Here is a 17,579-nt window from a genome sequence, read left to right as displayed (position 1 = left end):
GGTTGATGATGACGGCCCCATGTCGCACGGATCGAGACGTCAGAACGGCTTCCCGACAACGAGATAGACGATGGCCAGCAGGACCAGTACCGGCAACTCGTTGCAAAGCCGCAGGGCCTTGGACGACGGCAGCGAACCGCCTGCCTCGCTGCGTTTCAGCAGGCGGCCCGTCCAGATGTAGTAGGCGAGCATCGCGGCAACCAGTGCCAGCTTCACGTGCAGCCAACCGCCGGCGATGTGGAAATAGAGCCAGAGGACCAGACCGAAAACGAGCGCCACCCCGAACATGATGTGCCCGAACCGGTAGAGACGACGACCCATCAGGATCAGCCGTGCGCGGACCGCGGCCTCGTTGCCAGCTTCCACGATATTGATCAGTATCCGCGGCAGGTAAAAGACCGCTGCCATCCAGGCGATGACGAAGACGATGTGCAGGGACTTGATCAGCAGGTAACCCACGGGATATCGCTCCACCGGGAAAGCACTGAGTGTAGCGACTCTGCGGCACGCTGGCGGACCTTGGGCCACCATGCGGCCTCATGGCGGCTACCGCGAGATGCCCAGCAGACGAAACGCGGCATCGGCCACGACGCTTGCAACACCACCGGCCACGCCGGCGGCCACCACCGCACCCACGACGCGGTGTTTCCAGGCGATCAGCTGTTCCAGCCTGGTTTCCACGCCATCCAGTCGCAAGCCGAGGCGCGCTGTTTCGGCCGTGGCATGCTCGTCGCTCGCATCCAGACGCTTTACGAGTCGGGCTTCGGTTGCCGCAAGACGCTGATCGGATCGCGCTTCCGATGCGATTACGCGCTGCTCCGACCTGGCTTCAGCGTCGGCAAAACGCTGCTCCACCTCCGAAAAACGCTGCTCCGTACGGACCTCTGCCGCCGCCAAACGGGCACCGTTTGCGTCCTGACACTGCATCATCCGGTCAAGGAGCACACTCATACTGGCCGTGCGCTCGTCGAGCCGGCCCAATCGCTCCTGCATACCGCCGAGGATGCCCGCCAGGTCGGCACCTGAGGGATGCACGCAGCCGGCGTAGCCCGCGGGCCGGCCTGGTCCCGGGTATCGCGTCTTCTTCATGACGTACTCCATCGCGCTGATCCTCCTCAGTGTGCCGGGACGCGAGGCGATGGGTCGTGAGAATCCGGACCGATTCGCGTCAGGGCCTCCAGTCTGGCAAGCGCGCGCCCTGCTTGCACCGGGTCGCCGATCATCATCAAGCGTAAGTGGTGATCGCTCTGGATGTCGTCCAAATGCCGGGCACAAAAAAAGGAGCCGCAGGCTCCTTTTTTCAGCTTCTTCGTGCCACCGCCCGGTGAGGGAAAGTGGTGGGCGGTACAAGGATCGAACTTGTGACCCCTACCATGTCAAGGTAGTGCTCTACCGCTGAGCTAACCGCCCGAAGAGCTGCGCAGTTTACCGGCGCCCGATCCCCGCTGCAAGAGCCCGGCCGGATTTTTTTCCGGGCCGGCCCGTGTCAGCGCAGGGCCCGGTCCCGCAGCCGGTGGATCTCGTCGCGGAGCTTGCCCGCCTCCTCGAACTCGAGGTTCTGGGCGTGCTTGTACATGCGCGTCTCCAGCTTCTTGATCGTGGAGCCGACCTGCTCCGGGGTCAGGGAGCCGTAATCGGCCTGCTCTTCCTGAGCCTTCTTCGCTTCCTTGCCCTTGCGCCCCTTGCCCCCGCGGGAACCCACGTCGGCGCGGGCGCCTTCCATGATGTCCGCAATGCGACGCACGACCGTGGTGGGCGTGATGCCATGGAGCGTGTTGTACTCGACCTGCTTCTCGCGGCGTCGCGCCGTCTCGTCCATGGCGTCCTTCATGGAGCCGGTAATGGTGTCGCCGTACAGGATCGCCTTGCCACGTACGTTTCGGGCGGCGCGGCCAATGGTCTGGATCAGGGAGCGCGTGGAGCGCAAGAACCCCTCCTTGTCCGCATCGAGGATGGCCACCAGCGACACCTCGGGCATGTCCAGGCCCTCGCGCAGCAGGTTGATACCCACCAGCACGTCGAATTCGCCCAGCCGCAGGTCGCGGATGATCTCCGTACGCTCCACCGTGTCGATGTCCGCATGCAGGTAGCGTACCCGCACGTCGTGCTCGGACAGGTAATCCGTCAGGTTCTCCGCCATGCGCTTTGTAAGTGTAGTGACCAGCACGCGGTCGCCTATCGCCACGCGCTTGTGGATCTCGCCTAGCAGATCGTCGACCTGGGTACGCACCGGCCGCACCTCCACCTCGGGATCGATCAGGCCCGTGGGACGCACGACCAGCTCGACCACGTTGTCGATGGAACGCTCGAGTTCGTACTTCGCCGGCGTGGCCGACACGTAGATCGCACGTGGCGCACGGCGCTCCCATTCCTCGAAGCGAAGGGGACGGTTGTCCATGGCCGACGGCAGGCGGAAACCAAATTCCACCAGTGTCTCCTTGCGCGAACGGTCACCCTTGTACATGGCGCCCAGCTGGGGAACGGTCACGTGCGACTCGTCCACCACCATCAATGCGTCCGGCGGCAGGTAGTCGAAAAGCGTCGGCGGCGGCTCGCCCGGGCCGCGGCGGGTCATGTGCCGCGAATAATTCTCGATGCCCTGGCAGAACCCCACCTCCGCCATCATTTCCAGGTCGAAACGGGTGCGCTGCTCCAGGCGCTGCGCCTCGACGAGCTTGTTGTCCCGGTACAGCTGCTCCAGCCGTTCCGACAGCTCGACCTTGATCGTCTCCATCGCGTTGAGAACGCTCTGGCGCGTGCTGGCGTAGTGGGTTTTCGGGTACACGGTGTAGCGGGGCACCTTGCGCAGCACTTCGCCAGTGAGCGGATCGAACAGCGAAAGGTTTTCCACTTCCCCGTCGAACAGCTCGATGCGCAGCGCCTCGGACTCCGACTCCGCCGGGAACACATCGACCACTTCGCCACGTACGCGGTACGTACCGCGCCGCAGATCCATTTCGTTGCGCACGTACTGCAGTTCGGTCAGCTGACGGATCAGCGCGCGCTGCTGGATATGCTCCCCGCGCGACAGGATAAGGCGGAGGCTCATGTAGTCCTCCGGATCACCCAGTCCGTAGATCGCGGATACGGTGGCCACGATCAGGGAGTCGCGCCGCGACAACAGCGCCTTGGTGGCCGCGAGACGCATCTGCTCGATGTGATCGTTGATGCTGGAATCCTTCTCGATGAAGGTATCCGAGGCCACCACGTAGGCTTCCGGCTGGTAGTAGTCGTAGTAGCTGACGAAGTATTCCACCGCGTTGTGCGGAAAAAACTCCTTGAATTCGCCGTAGAGCTGCGCGGCCAGCGTCTTGTTCGGCGCCAGCACGATGGTCGGCTTCTGGATCTGCTCCACCACGTTGGCGATGGTGAAGGTCTTTCCGGACCCGGTTACCCCGAGCAGGGTCTGGGCGGCCAGGCCGGATTCGAAGCCCTCGCTCAGGCGGCGAATGGCCTCCGACTGGTCACCGGCGGGCTTGTAGGGCGAAACGAGCTGGAAGCGATCGGTCATGGTTGACCATATGCTGGCTGAAAGGACGATTTTAAACGGCGGCCGCCTACAGGGCGTGAGGTCCCAACCCGACAGTGGATGGCGCTCGCCCGAGTCAGGATGGTCGAGGACTTTCCTGCCCCGGTCGCTCCCCCATGCCCACACGCCAACGGCTCCCAGGCGGCTTCACCCTGCCCGACCTGACCGCCACCCTGGTCATCACCGGCATGCTGGTGCTGATGGCCCTGCCGGCCCTTGCCGGGACACTGGCCCGATATCAGTTGAAAGCCACCGGGGAAGCACTCTTCACATCGCTGAACAAGGCCCGCGCCACGGCAATTCGCCGAGGCCACCCTACTTATGTGTGCCCCAGCGAAGACGGACGGCTGTGCTCCGCAACCGTCGACTGGAGCCTGGGCTGGATCGCCCGCGACCAACAGGCCAAAGCCCTGTTCGATGTGTCGGATACCGTGCCCCGCGCCATCAACATCGTTCACTCGGCCGGGCGATCCGCGGTGAACTTCCAGGCCGATGGCACCGCCAACCACGATAACCAGCGGATCAGCCTGTGCCTTCGGGGCAAAGCCCATACGGCTGTCAGCATCGTGTTGGCGCGGTCGGGCCGTATCCGTCGCGAAACAGCCCCTGCCGACATCGCGGCGGCGTGTGCCCGGCACCGCGCAAAAAATGCCTAGAGCCGCTTGACAGCCCCCATCGACATCAACACAATACGTGGCTCCCCGCCCGAATAGCTCAGCCGGTTAGAGCACTTGACTGTTAATCAGGGGGTCGTTGGTTCGAGTCCAACTTCGGGCGCCAGGTTTTGAAAGGGTCTGCAGCGATGCAGGCCCTTTTCTTTTGGGCGGTAACCCGCCCATCCATACACTCAGTGAGCGCCGGTATCCAGTGAGGCGCCTTCCCGGTGGTGGGTACCCAGGCGCTGCACCAGTTCGTGGCTAGCGGCGTTCAGGCCCACGACGTCCACCGTGACGCCTGCCTGGCGGAACTTGAGTACCACGCGATCCAGCGCGCCGATCGCGGTCAGGTCCCAGAAATGGGCCGCGGTGACATCGATCACCACGCCGCTCAGGTCCTCTTCCTTCACGTCGAAGAAGTCACCGAACGTATCCGCCGATGCAAAGAACACCTGGCCGGAGACGACATAGGTGCGCACGCCTTCCTCGGAGAGGGAGCTGTCCACGTCGAGCATGCGACCGACCTTGCGGGCAAAGAACACCGCGGAGAGGATCACGCCGGTCAACACGCCACGTGCGAGGTCATGCGTCCAGACGGTCACCACGACCGTGCCCAGCATGACGATGCTGGAGGACGTGGGGTGCATGCGTAGCGCCGCGAGGGATCGCCAGTTGAACGTGCTGAGCGAGACCATGATCATCACCGCCACCAGGGCCGCCATGGGGATCTGACTGACCCACGGTGCGCCGAACACCACCAGCATCAGCAGCACCACGCCGGCCACAAGCGTCGATAGCCGGCCGCGACCGCCGGAGCGTACGTTGATGACCGACTGGCCGATCATGGCGCAGCCCGCCATGCCACCGATGAAGCCGGTCGCGATATTGGCGAAGCCCTGCCCCATGCACTCGCGGTTCTTGTCCGACCGCGTATCGGTCATGTCGTTGACGATCTGCAAGGTCATCATCGATTCGAGTAGCCCCACCACCGCCAGCGTCGCCGCCGTGGGCAACACGATCTTCGCGGTCTCCCAGTTCAGCGGCACGTCCGGCAGCAGGAAATGCGGCAGCGAATCGGGCAATGCGCCCATGTCGCCTACACGATGGATATCGATGCGGAAGACGATGGCGATGACCGTCATCACCACGATGGCCACCAATGGCGATGGCACAGCGCGCGTGACGTAGGGAAACAGGTAGATGATAGCCAGCGCGCCGGCGGTCATCGGATAGACCATCCACGATACGCCGATAAGCTCGGGCAATTGCGCCATGAAGATAAGGATGGCCAATGCGTTGACGAAGCCGGTGACCACGGACCGCGAAACGAAACGCATGAGGCCGCCGAGCCGTAGCGCGCCTGCCAGCACCTGGAACAGGCCCGTCGCGATGGTCGTCAGCAGCAGGTACTGCAAGCCATGGGTCTTGACCATACTCACCATCAGCAGGGCCATCGCCCCGGTGGCGGCGGAAATCATGGCGGGCCGGCCGCCCGTGAAAGCGATTACCACCGCCATCGAGAACGATGCGTAGAGACCCACCTTGGGGTCCACGCCGGCGATGACGGAAAACGCGATGGCTTCGGGAATGAGCGCGAGCGCGACGACAAGGCCCGAGAGCACGTCGCCACGCACGTTGAAGAACCACTGCTGGCTCCAACGAGTAGAGGTATTCATGAATTGTCCTGGTAAACGGATAGGCGGTCGGTAAGGAACCGACACGCGATCGTCCTGCGGTAGCTACCGCAGCCTGTGAACACAAGGGTGACGATCAGGGTGGCGTAAGCACCGGGGGAATCCAGGACATGGGGTTGAGAGGTCGATGATAACCCATCGACGTTCGCGAGTCAGTTTTGCAGTTGCGTGATCGAGCGAATGCGCCCGTCGACGATCTCGATCTGCACGGATTTACCGTGATCGAAATACTCCAGCCGATACCCCTCCAGGCCGCCACGCGGTGTTTCGATCGGCGTTTCACGATCGGGCTTGCCGGCGATCTGGCGGAGGCGGCCTTCGCTGTCGCCCGTGGTCACGACCTGGGAGCCGAAGCGATAGGTATCCGCGGAGGCGAAGCCAACGGAAAGGGCGGTAAGAACAAAAGCGGTGACGATGCGCTTCATGCGAGCCTCCATGTCGGGTATGCGCGAGAGGTTATGCCACATGGAACGGTAAAGCCAATCTGCCCTCCCCGCGAAGCACACGGGACTCAGGCGCGTGAGACGTGGGGATTGCCTGCCACGAACCATCGCCACAGGAGGTCGGTGCCTTCCCGGATGCCGATACGCGCGGAGCCGACCACCTCATCGGGGGGCGGCATGCCGTCATCAAGGATGGTGTAGCCATCCCGCGCCCGCACCAGGTCGATGCCATTCTGTGCGCCTGTGATACCCATGGCCTGGGTCAGCCGGGCCGGACCGCTGCACAGATCGCGGTCTTTCCGGATACGTGGCCGTGCTGCACGCATCGTTTCGATACCCGCGACAGGTTCCAGCGCGCGCATGAGGACGCCGGAACCTTCGCCTTCGTGACCGCACACCGTGTTCGCACACCAGTGCATGCCGTAGGTAAAGTACACATACATGTGCCCGGGAGGCCCGAACATCACCGCATTGCGTTTGGTCTTGCCACGGAACGTGTGTGCGGCAGGATCGATGGCGCCGACATAAGCCTCGACTTCCACGATGCGCCCTACCCGTCCGTCAGCCGATGCCAGCAACTTGTTCAGCAGCTGCGGGGCCACATCGCGCGCGTCGCGATGAAAGAAGCTGCGGGGAACGATATCGCCCGGCCATTCAACACGCGCCAACTCAGGTCTCCACGGGATCGCCGTCGGTGTCCGGATCGGGGCCGGGTCGATTCACTGGCGACTCGTCGAGAGGCACGGGCTCGGTGCCTGTCGGCACCTTGTCGGTCGCGGGAACGGGACGATGCGGTCGGGTCATGGTGGGCTCCATTCCCGGTGCGCCTGAGCGTCACCGGGAACGTGGATAAATCAGAATACGCCGAGCAGCCAGCAGATCAGCACGATGGCGAGGACCACGCCGATACCGCCGCTGGGACCGTAACCCCACGAGCTGGAATAGCCCCAGGTGGGCAGGCCGCCGATGAGCGCGAGGACGAGGATGACGAGCAGGATGGTGACGAGCATGGAAACTCTCCGGACGGGATGCGTGGGCGCCATCCTCGCTTGTGGAGCCGTCTAGACGGTGTGACGCATCGTGCGTGTTTGCGCGTGGCGTTCAGCTAATGGCGAGCCGGACCGGGCTACCCGATCCGGCCGCCATTACTTAAGTAAGCTGCTCAGGTACGCACCACGTAGCACGGCTCGTACGCCGTGCCGCCGGGCAGCTTCATGCGGTGTTGCGCAACGAAGGCTTTCAGCATCTCGTCGAGGGCGCGCATGATCTCCGGCTCGCCGTCGATCACGAACGGGCCGGACTGTTCGATGGCGCGCACGCCCTCCTCCTTGACGTTGCCGGCAACGATGCCCGAGAACGCACGGCGAAGATCGGCCGCCAGTTCGTGCTTCGGGCGATCGCGATGCAGCGCCAGGCCGGCCATGGCTTCGTGCGTGGGACGGAACGGCTGCTGGAACGGCAGCGGGATGTCCAGGGCCCAGTTGAAGAAGAAGGCATCCTTGTTGTCGAGCCGGTGATTGCGCACCTTCTCGATGCCCGCGACCATGGCGTGCGCGACCGCCGCCGGATCGTCGACGATGATCTTGTAGTGTTTGGCTACGTCGTCGCCGAGCGTCAGGCGGAGGAAACGGTCGATCTGCTCGAAGTACGCGGCCGACTGCTGCGGCCCGGTGAAGATCAACGGGAACGGAATGCCCTTGTTCTTCGGCAACAGCAGGATGCCGAGCATGTAGAGGATTTCTTCCGCAGTGCCGACGCCGCCTGGGAAGACGATGATGCCGTGGCCCAGCCGCACGAACGCCTCGAGACGCTTCTCGATGTCCGGCATGATGACCAGGTTGTTGACGATCGGGTTGGGCGACTCCGCGGCGATGATGCCCGGCTCGGTCACACCGATATAGCGATTGCCCTTGCGACGCTGCTTGGCGTGGGCGATGGTCGCGCCCTTCATGGGGCCCTTCATCGCACCCGGGCCACACCCCGTGCAGATATCCAGGCCACGCAGGCCGAGCTGGTAACCGACCCGCTTGGTGTACTCGTATTCGTCGCGAGAGATGGAATGACCACCCCAGCAGACCACCAGGTTGGGGTCCACCTGCGGACGCAGGATGCGGGAATTGCGCAGGATCTCGAACACGGCGTGCGTGATGCCCACGGTGTCGTCGAGATCGAAGGCGCCGGCTTCCAGCTGGGTGGATACGTAGACGATGTCACGCACCACTGCGACCAGCAGTTCATTGATGCCGCGGATGATGCGGCCGTCGACGAAGGCCTGCTCCGGTGCATTCTTCAGTTCGATCTTGATGCCGCGATCTTCCTGCAGCACCTGGATGTCGAAATCGGGATATTGCTCGAACAGCGTGCCGGGATCGTCCGAGAGGTTGCCCGAGGTCAGCACCGCCAGCGCGCAACGGCGCAGCAACTGGTGCAGGCCCGACCCGCTGGCGTCGCGCAGGCGCGCCACTTCGTTGCGGGAGAGGATGTCGAGGCCGCCGGCCGGCGATACGCGGGCACTCACGGTCTTGCCGTTGACCGGGTCCCCGAAATGGATGGCATTCATGGAGTTACTCGTCCTTTACGACCGCGGATTAGCGGCGAACCCCGCTCCGGATCGGGAGCGGACCGCCTAGGATCACGCGGACGGCGCCGGGGGGTCAAGACCGGCGCCGGCCGTGGCAAAAAGAAGGCCGGCACCCTCACGGATGCCGGCCTTCGGATAAAACAGCGAATCCTTCGCTTAGAACGTGTAGCGAACCGTCAGCATGGCGGACCAACGCGAGACCGGGTTGATCTTGGTCGCGCTGTTGTCGGTCGGGGCGTCGTAGATGCCCTTCAGGCCCGGCTGGAAGTTGCCGTTGGCATCCGTCGGCAGGTTGTAGATGTACTCGCCCTGCGCGTTGACGCCACCGAAGTTGGCCAGGGTACGGGTGTACGGGAAGCCGACATACGACTGCTGGCCCCACTTCTTGTTCACGAGGTTCAGGAAGTTGTACACGTCCAGGCGGATCTCGCCCTTGTTGCCCTTGAAGATGCCGGGAATTTCCTGGCTCATGCTCAGGTCGATCTGGTTGACCCAGGCGGACGTGGCACCGTTACGCTTGGCAATCTTGCCCTGCTGCTTGCGCAGGTAGCTGTCACCATTGATGTAGTCGTAGAACTGGTTCACCAGCTGCTGCGAGGCCGCTGCCGTACCGGCGGCATTGCGGAACACGGTGCCGTCATTGCGGGTCGGGATGTACGCCAGGTCCTTCGAGTAGCTGTCGCCGTTCGAATCGTTGCCGAAGATCCAGCTGTACGGCACGCCGGAGTGACCGTCATAGAACGCGCTGATCGTCGTGGCGTAGTCGCCGAAGAAGTTGTGCTGCCACGTAAGCGAGGCGTTCAGGCGCTTCGCGATGTTCGTATTGGCCGTGGATGCGACATCTTCGTTCGGGTTGGTCCAGGCACTGTTCGAATAGTTCGACGTGGCCTGGCTCGAGGTGCCCGGGTTCACTTCGGTCGAATGACCGCCGGTGGCCGCGACGCTCCACGACCAGCCATCCGCCATCGGCTTCGAGAACGACAGCGTGACGGTGTCAGCCCCACCCTTCGAGGTGTTGGTCAGGTAGGTGACACCCTGGGCGAAGCGGTTGTCGCGGCGAGCGCGAGCAAGCGTGCCGGCCGTGCTGGAACCGGTGAGGTTCGCACCCGTACAGGTGACCCCCGTCGGGCCACCGACCGGGATCGAGCCACCGATGCAGCCGTTATACGTGTAGCGACCGTCCGGCATGATGCCGGTGGGACCGCCAAGATTCAGGTTCTGGTAGAGGATGCCGTCCTGCACGTCGAGGTGCTGGTACTCGATGCTGGCGATGATGCCCTGCCACGGCAGTTCACGATCGAAGGCGATCGAGGACTTCCACACGCTCGGCAGCTTGAAGTTCTTGTCGACCGTATCGACAGCCTGCTGCGGAATGGTCCCGGCGCCCGTGGTGGGCTGGTTGAGCGGATTGGGACTGAACAGCGGGCAGGCAACCGGTGTCCCGCCCAGCACGCAGCTGCCGTTTGCCTGGCGGTCGTAAGAGTACGTGGCGACGTTGATACCGTTGTTCTGGTACGGGTTGGTCATCCACACGGTCGGGGGATCGGACTGGAACAGGCCAACGCCACCGCGCAGCTGCGTCTTGTACTCGCTGTCGAAGGTGTAGTTGAACGACAGGCGCGGCTCGACCAGCTGGCTACCATTGATCGTGTTGGCATTGCTGAAGCCGTACTTCGACTGGAACGTCGCGTTGTACAGCGGCTTGTCGTCGGTCAGGTACTTGTTGACGCGGAAACCGAACTGCACCGACAGGTTGTCCGATGCCTGCCAGGTGTCCTGCAGGAAGAAGGTGTGACGACGCAGCTCCCACTGGGCGGCGATATCGTCCAGCGAGTAACCCGCGGCCGGCTGGTATAGCGAATAGTTGCTGTACAGACCCCGGCCAATGTTGTTAACGCCGTCGTTGCCGAAGGTGTACGAACCGAACTGGGTACGACCGAACAGGTTGTAGATACGGTTACGCTCCCACTCGAAGCCACCCTTGATGGTGTGGTCGCCGAGGTAGAGGGTGCCGGCCCACATGGCGTTGAGCGTCTTCACCGAAGCCACGTTGTAATGGCTGAACTGGTCTTCGCCGAGGTTGACGGTCGGGCCGGTGGCGCTGGTGCCGAAGGCCGTGTTGTTCGCGCGAACGGTCAGCATCGGCTGCTGCGTATCGACCGAACGGTTCAGCGAATAATCGCTGTAACCGATCTTGGTTTCCGACGAGAAGATGTCGTTCCAGTCGTCGAACGACTGCAGCGTGTAGTTCTTGATGTCGGAATTGACGGTGTACCAGTAGCTCGACAGGCCGACGGACGACGTGCCGTTACCCTGCGGATTGGGCTTCACTTCCTTGGTACGCGAGTACGCAAGGTTCATGCGGTGGCCGTCCGTGATGTTCCAGTCCAGCTTGGCGATGTAGCGCTTGTCGGTCAGCGTGCCGGCGTTGGCACCGGTGCTGCCCGGCACGATGCCGAGAGCGTTCGCGCCGTTGATGATGCGCTGAAGATCGGCCGGCGAGATCTTGTTGACCGTCGAGGTGGTCAGCGAAGGATCGAGGCCGTTCACGGCGCCCGAGCTCAGGCCGGTCACTTCTTCCTTCTCGTAACCGGCGAAGAAGAACAGCTTGTCCTTGATGATCGGACCGCCGACAGTCGCGCCAGCCACCCAGTTACGATCGAACTCGGTGTAGTCACGGCCCTGGTCGAGCCAGCCGGCCTTGCCGACCATGCTGCTGGCGTTCTTGAAGCCGTAGTAAGCCGAACCATGGAACTCGTTCGTACCCGACTTGGTGACGGCATTGATATCCGCGCCGATCGTGTCGGAGCTGACATCGTAATTAGCCGTCGAAATGTTGAACGAATCGATCGTATCCATCGAGACCGGCGAGCCGACGGTCGGCATGCCCGTGCCGTTCAGGCCGAACGGGTCGCCGACGCCCAGGCCGTCGACCTTGATGCTGTTCATACGGGCATTCTGGCCGTTGGCCGAGATCGCGCCGGTGCCGTGGTCGACGTTGACGCGCGGGTCGAGACGGGCGATGTCCGCGATGTTGCGGCTCGGGGCCGGCGTGGCCTTCAGCTGCGCCTGCGAAATGGTAGTGCCCAGGCCCTTGTTCTCCGACGAGAACTGGCCGGAGACGGCCGACACGGTGACCGCATTCAGCGCGGTGGCATCGGCGGCATTGGCGGCGGCGCCGGAGCTCAGGTTGACCGCGGTGTCCGCGCCCAGCTGCAGGTAGACGTTGTCCTGGCGAGCCGACGGGGCGCCATCCTTGGTCGCGGTCACGTCGAACGGACCGCCGACGCGCAGGCCCTGGGCCGAGTAACGGCCGCTGGCATCGGTGGTGGTGGTCTTCGTCGTGCCCGACGGCTCATGCACGATCACGACGGTGGCATTGGCCACCGGCTGGCCGGCGGCGTCGAGGACGCGGCCGCTGATCGTGGACGAGGTTTCCTGCGCGAACGCAGGTGCCGTCAGCAGCGAGGCGATCGCCAGCGGCAGGAGTTTGGCGCGGATGCGGCTATTCATCTAGTGGTCGACCCTGTGGCTTGCATACGAAAATTTTTTCCAGACGAAGGTCTACCTGGCGCGGGGCCGGGTGGAGCGTCGCATCTGGACTTTCCCCAAATCGCTGGCTGTGTCGTCTCATGTGACCCGGCTCACATCCTTGCGACCGGTGGCGACAGTTGTTAAGCCAACTTTAACGGCATTGTATGACAGATTTGTAACGTTTTCACGCCAGTTTGATAAATACCACTTCCGTGACGGTTGGTGGTTTTGTCGATTAATCCATTGATTTTAAAGTATATATTTTGCCGATAACGCCCGTGTCACCGGATCCTGTAAGAGCCACCCCTACCGGCGATGTCGACGAGCGGCATGGCGGGCCGCAAGCCTGTGTTGCCTATACTGCGCATACCTGCGCGGCCGACACAAAAAAAGGCCCCTCGCGAGGAGGGGCCTGAAGATCATGCGCATGGGCAGGGCCGACCGAGAGGGCCTCCCCTACCGTGACCGGACAAGACTCAGAAGAACGAGGCTCCGAAGGTCACCATGAACGTCCGTTCCTCCAGCACCGAGTAGTAAGGCGCCGATGTGAACAGGGTCACCCCGTTGGCGTCCTTGATCTTGCCGGGGTTGCTCGCCAGGAAGGCCGAGGTGTTGTTCGCATTGGTCAGCGCCTTGCGATCGGTGAGGTTGAACACGTTGACCTTGATGTACGGCTTGCGGAAGGTCGACGAGAAGTCCGGGAAATCCCAGCCCGCATTGAGGTTCAGCGTGGTGTAGCCGCCGACACGCTCCGTATTCGACCAGTCGCCCCAGATGGAACCCTGGTACTTGGCGTTCAGTCCGGCCCAGAACGGCCCGTTCTTGTAGCTGAGTTCCACATATCCCGAGTTGCGCGGTGCGTTGAGCAGGGTCTTGCCGCGGGTGTTGTAGATGCCGTCGCCGAGGGAATCGAGGTTGTCCTCCATGCGCGACTGCAAGTAGGTGTAGTTGCCGTACACCGACCACTGGGGGTCGAAGCTGAAGCTGCCCTCGGCACTCATGCCGCGGTTATGCACCTTGCCCAGCTGCGTATACACGCTCAGGCCGGTGGCCTCGTCGTAGCCGGAAACCTGCTTGTTGTTGAAGTTGGCCGCGAACGCATCGACGCTGAGCGACGCGCGCTCGCCGTAGTAGCGCCAGCCCAGGTCGGCACTGGTCGAGGTTTCCGGCTTGTTCGGCAGCGCGCCGGCCTGGGCCGTGCCGTAGCCGTACAGGGCGTTGCTCAGCACCGCGCCGTTGATCGGGGCACGGAACGTCTTGCCGATCCCGAAGTAGATCTGGTTCTCGGCATCCAGCTGGTACTTCGCACCCGCCGTGGGCGTCCACTTGTGGTACGTGTCCACCGGTGAGGCGCCGTAGCCGATGTTGGTCGGCGTCACCGTCACCTTGCCGGCCGCATTGATCGCGCCGGCGGAATCCGGGTATTCGGCGACCTCGCCATCACGCTTGGACCAGACATAGGCGACGCTGCCCGTAAGGGTGAGCTTGTCGGTCGGGTTCCAGTTGTCGGTGACGAACGCCTTGGCATTGGTGGTCGTGGTGTACTGGCTGTAAGCCTTCTGCGATGTGCCGTCCGGATAGGCGATGCGCGAGCCCTTGGCGGCCCACGTATCGATGGGCACGCCGGTGGCGTAATCCACGGGCACGAACGCCTGGCCCTGCTGCTGGCGGGGGCGCTCGGCCCACACCCCGTATTCCAGGCTGTTGCTGTCGCTCAAGTCCTGGTTGAACTTGGCGATGATGCCGGGCCGGTAGGTCGTCGAGTAGCTGTACGAGTTGACCAGCTGGGTGCCGCCGATCTTGCCGTCGCCGTTGAGGTCGTACGCCACCGTCCTGTAGTAGTTGCCGTTGGCCTTCGCGTTCTCGGTGAAGGTGCTGCCCGAGCCGCCACCGCCGTAGCCGTACTGGAAATACGGCACCACCGACAGGCGCAGGTTGTCGGACAGCGTGAACTCGCCGTCCATGCTGGCCAGGTAGTTGCGGAACGGGTTCTGGTGCAGCGCGTAGTAGTTGCTGCTGGTGCTGCCGGGCGTGTATGTGCCCAGGTAGCTCTGGTCGTATTGCTGGGCCGCCTGGGCCTTGGTCAGCGACTCGTAGTTGGTCTTGATCAAGCGGTTGTACTGCACCGAGAACGCGACCGAGTTCTTGTCGTCGATCTGCCAGACGGTTTTCTCGTCGACCTTGGTGACCTTGGCCTTGCCGCGGCCGCGCCACAGGTTGGTCTCGTTGTTGGAATAGGAAATCCACGAGCGGACCGGGCCGGTGTCACCGGTGTTCAAGCGAAAGAACGTGCGGTGATAACTGTTGCCGCCGCCGGACTGGCTGACGTCCAGACCGGCGGTGTGCGACGGATCGACCGTGACCCACGCGATGGAACCGCCCGCGGCGCCGGAGATCGGCGTGCCGTTCTCGGGGAACCCGGGCTGCACGGTCACGTCGCCCATGTTCTCGCTGTCACCGTATTCGGTCGCGTAGATCTTGTAGTTGCCGCTGTCGTTGATCGGGGCGCCATTCACCGTCACGCCGATCTCGTCGAGGCTGAAGCCGCGGATCGAGGCGTTGCCGTCGTTGAGGCCCGTGTAGTCGTCGGTCGACGCCGTGACGCCGGGGATCGAGTCGATCGCCTGGGTGAAATTGATGCCGGGCGCGGCGCGGATGATGGCCTCGCGCGACACGGTGGACACGGCCTTGGGCGCGTCCTGGACGGACATCAGGCCCGCGCCGAGCGACAGCGAATCCGCCTTCACCTGCACCGATTCCATCTGCTGGGTAGCGCGGCGGGTGGCGTTGTCGTTCGTGGTATTCGAGGTGCTGGCGGCGGCACTGCGGACGCGCTGCGCCTCGGCGGCCTGCGTGCCCTGGCTATCCTGCGCCGACACGACACTGGCGGCCGCGAAGAGGGTCAAGGCGATGGCGCCCGAGAGGGAGTTGCGGATCATGGAGGTTTTCCTGAAACACTGGGTTGAGGTCATGCCAAAGCCGTCCGTGGCCGGCCTCTTTCGAGGCAGCTATTTATTCTTTTGAATCGGCTTTTAATACCCTTCCCGCAATTGATATCGATTATCTGCAAACCGATATTTATTACGTTCTACGCAAGAAAAAACGTTATCTCCGGGCACGGCGAATGACCCGCAAATGCAGGTGGGTCAATACGTTGGGAAACAGATGAACGGTCCAGCAGACAAGGGGCAACCTTATCGCCGCGTTATGACAGTTTAACGATGAGGGCGCGGGTTTGGGAAGGCTACAGGCCTCACGCCATTACCGGAAACGGACACGCCAGCGATACCCGCTGGCGTGTCCGTGTATGGGCGTAAGCGGCAATCCGCGCAAGAGCAGACTTCCGTGGCGCTGTCACCCCTTGCCCAGGTAACGCGACCGCTTGGACGGCTTCAACGCGGCCAGGTCGAGCAGCACCAGGCCATCCACGCAACCGGAGAAATCCGGATCTTCGCCGAAGGCCAGGAACTGCACGCCGGTCGGCTCCACCAGGTCCACGTACTGCCGGTAGAGCACCGGCAGCGTCACGCCCAGCGCGTCCAGGCGATGCTTCAGCCGGCCCAGGCCACTGGCCGCGTCCAGCCCTTCCAGTTCGGCGCGTACGGAGGCGATGGTGGCATCCGGGATGACGAACGGCTGGCGTGCCGCCGCAAGACCCTGCACGCCGAAGAAATGCTGGTGCGCCGCTGCGATCCATTCGCGTGCTTCGCGGGGCATGCTGACGGACATGCTGACCGGACCGAACAGGTAACGCACATCCGCGTTGCGCTGCAGGTAGAGGCCGATGCCCTGCCAGAGCTGGTCGAGTGCGCGGGAACGCCAGTAGGCGGGGGTAATGAAGCTGCGACCGAGTTCCAACCCCTGGGCCAGTCGCGACTCGAGCGCCGGCGAATAGTCGAACAGGCTGGACGTGTAAAGGGACGCCATGCCGCGTGCGGCGATCAGCCGGCCGCCATGACCGAAACGATAGGCGCCCACGATGCGCAGGGCCTTGGCGTCCCACAGCACGAGGTGCTCGTAATGGGGATCGTAGGCGTCCAGGTCGCGGCGTTTGCCGGTGCCCTCGCCCACGCGACGGAAAGTCAGTTCGCGCAGCCGGCCGATCTCGCGCATCGCATAGCTGTCCTGCGAGCCTTGCAGCAGCACGATGCGCTTGCCGTCCGGCAGCGAGGCCAGCAACTCGGCCTGGTCAAGCTCCGCGGAAACACGCTCCACGGGTTCGGGGTGCGCAAGCGGCGTCTGGCCACCGAACACCAGGTCGCGACCACGGCCCACACGGTAGACATGGCGGCGCATCAGGCGTGCGGCCTGCTCCGCGGAACCACCGCTGACCTGTTTCAGTTCGTCGGCGTCCACCAGCTTGCCGATGCGGAAACCGACGCGCTGGCGGCCGGACGTGGCCTCGCGCGGCAGCATGGCCGTGCTGAGCGGCTTGGCCAGCATCGACAGGCCATAGAAGGCGACCGAATTACGCGCGGCGATGTGCACGGGTAGCACCGGCACGCCGGCTTTCATGGCGATGCGGGCGAAACCGTCGGACCACTTGCCGTCGCGCACGCCCGAGGGCCCCACGCGGGACACTTCACCTGCGGGGAACATGACCAGCACTTCGCCGGCCTGGATGGCGCGGAAGATGTTGCGCATGCGCGAGGCAGCACCCTTGCCAAACACGTCCACGGGCAGCAGCAACGGCCCCAGCTGGGGCACGGCGGCCAGCACGTCGTTGCCCAGGATGCGGACATCCCGGCGCACCGTGCCGATCATCTGCAGCAGGGCGATCGCGTCCACCATGCCCAAGGGGTGATTGGCCACGACGATGAGCGGCCCTTCGACCGGAATGTTCTCGCGCTCGCGCTCGGTGATCCGGCAGCTGACGCCCAGGTAATCCAGGGTGCGCTCGCAGAAATCGAAGCCCAGCGCCGTTCCGGCGTGATCCAGCGTCTGGTTGAAGCGGGTCTCGTGGGCCAGCTTTTCCAGCATGCCGACCAGCGGCTTGCGGATCAGCGGGTGCTGCGCCAGCCAGGGCAGGCGCTCCATCAGTGTCTGATCGATGCTGAGCATGGTTCAGGCTCCCCTTGACGTCGAACGGTTCAAACCGAACGGGGCCGGTACGGAGTCGTGGTTTCTCATAAGCCTTCGAAC

13 protein-coding genes and 2 tRNA genes are annotated in these 17,579 nt (G+C 63.5%); 2 read left to right on the top strand and 13 right to left on the bottom strand.

The window, feature by feature from the left end:
- Positions 1-39: 39 nt before the first annotated feature.
- The 4 genes from FA89_RS09900 to uvrB form a co-directional block, all read right to left on the bottom strand.
- Entirely contained in the window at positions 40-459 is a 420-nt protein-coding gene (locus tag FA89_RS09900; RefSeq protein ID WP_036140459.1) for a CopD family protein, read from the bottom strand.
- Positions 460-546: 87 nt separating this feature from the next.
- On the bottom strand, positions 547-1,089 hold the full coding sequence (locus tag FA89_RS09895; protein ID WP_185754297.1) for a hypothetical protein: 543 nt from the start codon (positions 1,087-1,089) through the stop codon (positions 547-549).
- Positions 1,090-1,335: 246 nt separating this feature from the next.
- A tRNA-Val gene (locus FA89_RS09890) sits at positions 1,336-1,410 on the bottom strand.
- A gap of 76 nt (positions 1,411-1,486) precedes the next feature.
- Positions 1,487-3,511, bottom strand: a complete 2,025-nt coding sequence (uvrB, locus tag FA89_RS09885; protein ID WP_036140455.1) for an excinuclease ABC subunit UvrB — start codon at positions 3,509-3,511, stop codon at positions 1,487-1,489.
- Between the two features lie 134 nt (positions 3,512-3,645).
- Between uvrB and FA89_RS19190 the strand changes: the two genes are divergently transcribed.
- Positions 3,646-4,185, top strand: a complete 540-nt coding sequence (locus tag FA89_RS19190; protein WP_051938660.1) for a GspH/FimT family pseudopilin — start codon at positions 3,646-3,648, stop codon at positions 4,183-4,185.
- A gap of 47 nt (positions 4,186-4,232) precedes the next feature.
- A tRNA-Asn gene (locus tag FA89_RS09875) sits at positions 4,233-4,309 on the top strand.
- Between the two features lie 67 nt (positions 4,310-4,376).
- Here FA89_RS09875 and FA89_RS09870 read toward each other — a convergent pair.
- The 9 genes from FA89_RS09870 to FA89_RS09840 form a co-directional block, all read right to left on the bottom strand.
- Positions 4,377-5,861, bottom strand: coding sequence for a SulP family inorganic anion transporter (locus FA89_RS09870; protein ID WP_036140453.1), 1,485 nt, complete (start codon positions 5,859-5,861; stop codon positions 4,377-4,379).
- A 170-nt stretch (positions 5,862-6,031) separates the two neighbouring features.
- Positions 6,032-6,304, bottom strand: a complete 273-nt coding sequence (locus tag FA89_RS09865) for a hypothetical protein (protein ID WP_036140450.1) — start codon at positions 6,302-6,304, stop codon at positions 6,032-6,034.
- 86 nt (positions 6,305-6,390) lie between these two features.
- Positions 6,391-6,990 (bottom strand): DNA-3-methyladenine glycosylase, encoded by a 600-nt coding sequence (locus tag FA89_RS09860; RefSeq protein ID WP_036140448.1) that lies wholly within the window; start codon positions 6,988-6,990, stop codon positions 6,391-6,393.
- A 1-nt stretch (position 6,991) separates the two neighbouring features.
- Entirely contained in the window at positions 6,992-7,126 is a 135-nt protein-coding gene (locus tag FA89_RS20800; protein WP_255349638.1) for a hypothetical protein, read from the bottom strand.
- 50 nt (positions 7,127-7,176) lie between these two features.
- On the bottom strand, positions 7,177-7,332 hold the full coding sequence (locus FA89_RS19620; protein ID WP_081916427.1) for a DUF3309 family protein: 156 nt from the start codon (positions 7,330-7,332) through the stop codon (positions 7,177-7,179).
- Between the two features lie 152 nt (positions 7,333-7,484).
- Entirely contained in the window at positions 7,485-8,882 is a 1,398-nt protein-coding gene (gene ppnN / locus FA89_RS09855; RefSeq protein WP_051938659.1) for a nucleotide 5'-monophosphate nucleosidase PpnN, read from the bottom strand.
- Positions 8,883-9,059: 177 nt separating this feature from the next.
- Entirely contained in the window at positions 9,060-12,416 is a 3,357-nt protein-coding gene (locus FA89_RS09850; RefSeq protein WP_036140447.1) for a TonB-dependent receptor, read from the bottom strand.
- Between the two features lie 497 nt (positions 12,417-12,913).
- On the bottom strand, positions 12,914-15,376 hold the full coding sequence (locus FA89_RS09845) for a TonB-dependent receptor (RefSeq protein ID WP_036140446.1): 2,463 nt from the start codon (positions 15,374-15,376) through the stop codon (positions 12,914-12,916).
- A 415-nt stretch (positions 15,377-15,791) separates the two neighbouring features.
- Entirely contained in the window at positions 15,792-17,498 is a 1,707-nt protein-coding gene (locus FA89_RS09840; RefSeq protein WP_036140444.1) for a lysophospholipid acyltransferase family protein, read from the bottom strand.
- Positions 17,499-17,579: the final 81 nt, after the last annotated feature.

Source organism: Luteibacter sp. 9135, assembly GCF_000745005.1.
GTDB lineage: Bacteria > Pseudomonadota > Gammaproteobacteria > Xanthomonadales > Rhodanobacteraceae > Luteibacter.
The sequence above is the reverse complement of the archived record's forward strand: the minus strand, read 5'-3'. Positions and strand labels throughout refer to the sequence as shown.

What these genes read in the sequence shown, in the direction of transcription:
- FA89_RS09865 (WP_036140450.1), bottom strand. Translation starts at nt 6,304, where the DNA reads ATGAAGCGCATCGTCACCGCTTTTGTTCTTACCGCCCTTTCCGTTGGC.
- FA89_RS09850 (WP_036140447.1), bottom strand. Translation starts at nt 12,416, where the DNA reads ATGAATAGCCGCATCCGCGCCAAACTCCTGCCGCTGGCGATCGCCTCG.
- FA89_RS19190 (WP_051938660.1), top strand. Translation starts at nt 3,646, where the DNA reads ATGCCCACACGCCAACGGCTCCCAGGCGGCTTCACCCTGCCCGACCTG.
- uvrB (WP_036140455.1), bottom strand. Translation starts at nt 3,511, where the DNA reads ATGACCGATCGCTTCCAGCTCGTTTCGCCCTACAAGCCCGCCGGTGAC.
- FA89_RS19620 (WP_081916427.1), bottom strand. Translation starts at nt 7,332, where the DNA reads ATGCTCGTCACCATCCTGCTCGTCATCCTCGTCCTCGCGCTCATCGGC.
- FA89_RS09895 (WP_185754297.1), bottom strand. Translation starts at nt 1,089, where the DNA reads ATGAAGAAGACGCGATACCCGGGACCAGGCCGGCCCGCGGGCTACGCC.
- FA89_RS20800 (WP_255349638.1), bottom strand. Translation starts at nt 7,126, where the DNA reads ATGACCCGACCGCATCGTCCCGTTCCCGCGACCGACAAGGTGCCGACA.
- ppnN (WP_051938659.1), bottom strand. Translation starts at nt 8,882, where the DNA reads ATGAATGCCATCCATTTCGGGGACCCGGTCAACGGCAAGACCGTGAGT.
- FA89_RS09840 (WP_036140444.1), bottom strand. Translation starts at nt 17,498, where the DNA reads ATGCTCAGCATCGATCAGACACTGATGGAGCGCCTGCCCTGGCTGGCG.
- FA89_RS09845 (WP_036140446.1), bottom strand. Translation starts at nt 15,376, where the DNA reads ATGATCCGCAACTCCCTCTCGGGCGCCATCGCCTTGACCCTCTTCGCG.
- FA89_RS09870 (WP_036140453.1), bottom strand. Translation starts at nt 5,861, where the DNA reads ATGAATACCTCTACTCGTTGGAGCCAGCAGTGGTTCTTCAACGTGCGT.